We start from the raw sequence: 3,312 nt of genomic DNA on the forward strand, positions 1-3,312 counted from the left end.
TATGTACGATACGACGAAATTACCTGTAGTACTCTTACTAAAAGTTAACGGTAAAGAGTAGCAGCCGCAACCGTTGAGTCCTTACAACGAGTTGAGGATGCGGGCGTAAATGTTGTTGGTTGGGTTGGCGTCATACTGACCCGTAGGATCATCATTGACATTGACCGTCAGGTTAGCCGTGCCCGCGCTGGCAACTGGGCTCCGGCTTAGACTTAACCCAATCACCGATTCACCCCGTGCCCCAATTCGCTGGCCCGGTTTGCTAGCCAGCGTCAGCTGGAGAGAATTGCTAGCCCGTACCTCCCACATCGCATTGTTGACCCCCACCGGATTCGTCGTGCCCCCCGTGACATTGATACTGGTCAGCGTCGGATCAAAGCTCAGACTATACCCCAGCGGGGGGGTCAATGTCAGTACGATCACGCCATTGGTAGCCTTGCCCGCCTGCTCAGCGATAGTCATCGTCAGATTGTGGATCGACTCGGGACCCGAGGCCGCAAAGTTGCCTTGGGGCAGGCTCAGGATGGGCGTCAGGTCCCCCCCGCCGATGAACTCGACGCTGGTCGTAGCTGTGGCCGAGCAACTGCCCGTAGTCAGGGTGACCGAATAGGTGCCCGTGGCACTCACGGAAATGACCTGCGTGGTCTCCCCGGTCGACCAGCGAAAGTTGCCCGTGCCATTAGCCGTCAGGCTGGCGGTAGGCGTGGCGCTGGAGAGGGTCGTCGAGCTGGGACTGATGCTCACCGTGGGCAGGGCCACGCTTTGATTTACGGTTGTGCTGGCGGTGCTCACGCAACCACTGAGGTTACCCACCCGCACCGAGTAACTCCCCGGACTGCTCACCACCCGGGTCGGGCTGGCATCCGATGGGCCCAGCACGGTCCCATCCGGACCGGTGAAGGTGTAGCTGTAGCCGCTGCCCACTCCCGCCGTCAGCGTCACACTGGTCTGAGCACAGCTCAAGGTACCGCTGCTTACCAGGGTTGCCTCCGGCAAGGCGTTGACGGTCACGCTCACCACATCGGTGTTCAGGCAACCATTGGCATTGGCCCCCGCCACACTGAAGCTGTAAGTGCCAGCCGCTAGCCCCTCTGCCGAGCGGGTGTTGCCCGATCCGGCAATGACTCCGGAAGCCCCCGTAAAGGTGTATGAACTCAGGCCACTGGTCGCCGACAGACTCAGGGCTTGCCCCGCGCAGACATTGGCCGCACTCAGTTCAAGGGTAGGCAAGCTGTTGACCGTCAGGCTGGCGGTGGCCTGGCTAATCTGGCCGTTGTTACTCACCGTCAGGGTAAAGACTTGGGGGCCTGTCCCACTGGCCGTCAGTAGTTGACTGAAAGCCGTATTGGTCGTACTGCCGGTGAGGGGGTTGCTACCGTTGGTGAGCGTGTAATTGTAGGTACCCGTCACGTTGCCTACGGTAGCCGTAAAGGTAACCGGACTACCTACGCAAACCGAGTTGGAGCTAGCCGAGAAACCCGTCAGGGTAGAGGCGGCCTGGTTGATCACCAGGGTGTAGGGAGCGCTCAGACCCGAACAGCCGTTGGCATCGGTGGCCCGCACCCTGATCGAGTAATTCCCCGACTGAGTGGGCGTACCCGACAAGACGCCCGTGGTGGCATTCAAACTCAAACCATCTGGCAAGCTGCCGCTGGTCAGCGAGTACGTGCGAGGTGACGTGCCGCTGGAACTGGAGGTAAAGGTCTGACTGAAGGCAGTGCCCACCGTAACATTGCTCATCGAGGGCGCAGCAACCGTGACGGTGGCCGTGGTGCTGGACACCGTCGCGCTGGTGGTACTGAAACAGCCCGTTGCTCCGTTGCTCACCGTGACCGAATAGATACCCGCCGTAGTGATTGTCCGTACAGCTGCCGTTGTATTGTCCTCCCAGCGGTAGGAGCCCCCACCCGTAGCCGTCAGACTCAGACTTGGACTGGCGCAGCTCAGCGTGGTGCTGGCCGGGGCCAGGATGCTGGCCACCGGCGGGGAGGGCACGGCATTAATCGACAGGCTCAGACTGCGGGTACAGCCCGGATTCGCCACCGACCGGGCCAGGATCGTGTACAACTGATTGGGCGGCAGGTTGGCAAAGGTGCCCGACGCCTGCCAGTTGGCGCCATTATCGCGTGAGTATTCGACTGTACCGGTGCCGGTGGCACTCAAGCTGATAGTCCCCGTTGGGCTACCGCAGGTAGGCTGGGTCGTGCCGGGGAAGCCACCGCCAAAGACATAGGTGGGGGCCGCAACAATAGTTAAGGAAGCAGTGGCTACCACGGTCGGACAGTCTCCCTGAGCGGGCACGGTGTAGCTGACGGTGTAACTTCCCGGCTGGCTCAGGCTGGGGAAGACCGTCCCCCCGCTATTGATGCTCAGGCCCACCGGGCTGCTGCTGAAGGTACCCGCCGGGATGCCGCTCCGGGTGGGGGCATAGGTCGTAGACGCGTTCTGGCAGTAGGGACCAGCCGGATAGCTGATGCTGGCCGTACGGGTAGGTACCGGATCAATCGTAAAGATGGTCGATCGGGTACAAGCGGTGGCACTCTGGGAACGCACCTGAATGGTGTAATTGCCGGGTGCCAGTCCATTGAATATCCCGCTGAGTTGCCAGGTGGTGCCATCTTTGGAATATTCGATAGTACCCTGCCCAACGGCACTCACGCTGATGGTGCCCGTAGGCACAGCGCAGGTGGGCTGGGTTGGGTTGATAATGACCAGCGTAGGCGGACCGGTAATTACCAGCATGGCGGTGGCTACCACGGTCGGACAGCTTCCTTGAGCGGGCAGGGTATAGCTAACGGTGTAACTTCCCGGCTGGCTGGTATTGGCAACGACCTGCCCCGTCGTGCTGTTGATGCTCAGGCCGGCCGGGCTGCTGCTGTAGGTGCCACCCGAGGTACCCGACAGGGTTGGCGAGGTGGCATCACTGCTGTTTGTGCAGTATACCGTGCCTGGATAGCTGATTGTAGCGGTAGCCGGTTGGGTGACCGTTACCGAAGTGGTGGCCTGGCTAGTTTGTCCGTTAGCACTCACCGTCAGGGTAAAACTCTGAGCACCCGAGCCGGCAGCGGTCAGATTTTGACTAAAACTAGTACTGGCGGACGTACCGGCGATGGACGTACTGCTGCCGTTGGTGAGGGTGTAATTGTAGGTACCCGTCACGTTGCCGATGGTGGCCGTAAAGGTGATGGCACTGCCTATGCAGGCGGGATTGGGCGTAGCGGCCAGCCCGGCAATGGTGGGGTTGGTTGCACTCACCACCAGCGCATAGGTCGCACTGGTGCCCGAACAGCCGTTGGCATCGGTGGCCCGCAC

General features: G+C 60.9%; 1 protein-coding gene. It reads right to left on the reverse strand.

Going from position 1 to position 3,312, the window contains the following annotated elements; all coding sequences use genetic code 11:
• Nucleotides 1–81: 81 nt before the first annotated feature.
• Nucleotides 82–3,312, reverse strand: a 3,231-nt coding sequence (locus ACYVAM_RS31755) for a beta strand repeat-containing protein (RefSeq protein ID WP_461074182.1), incomplete at its 5' end; no start/stop codon positions are given.

The sequence above is a fragment of the Spirosoma horti genome (assembly GCF_054776595.1).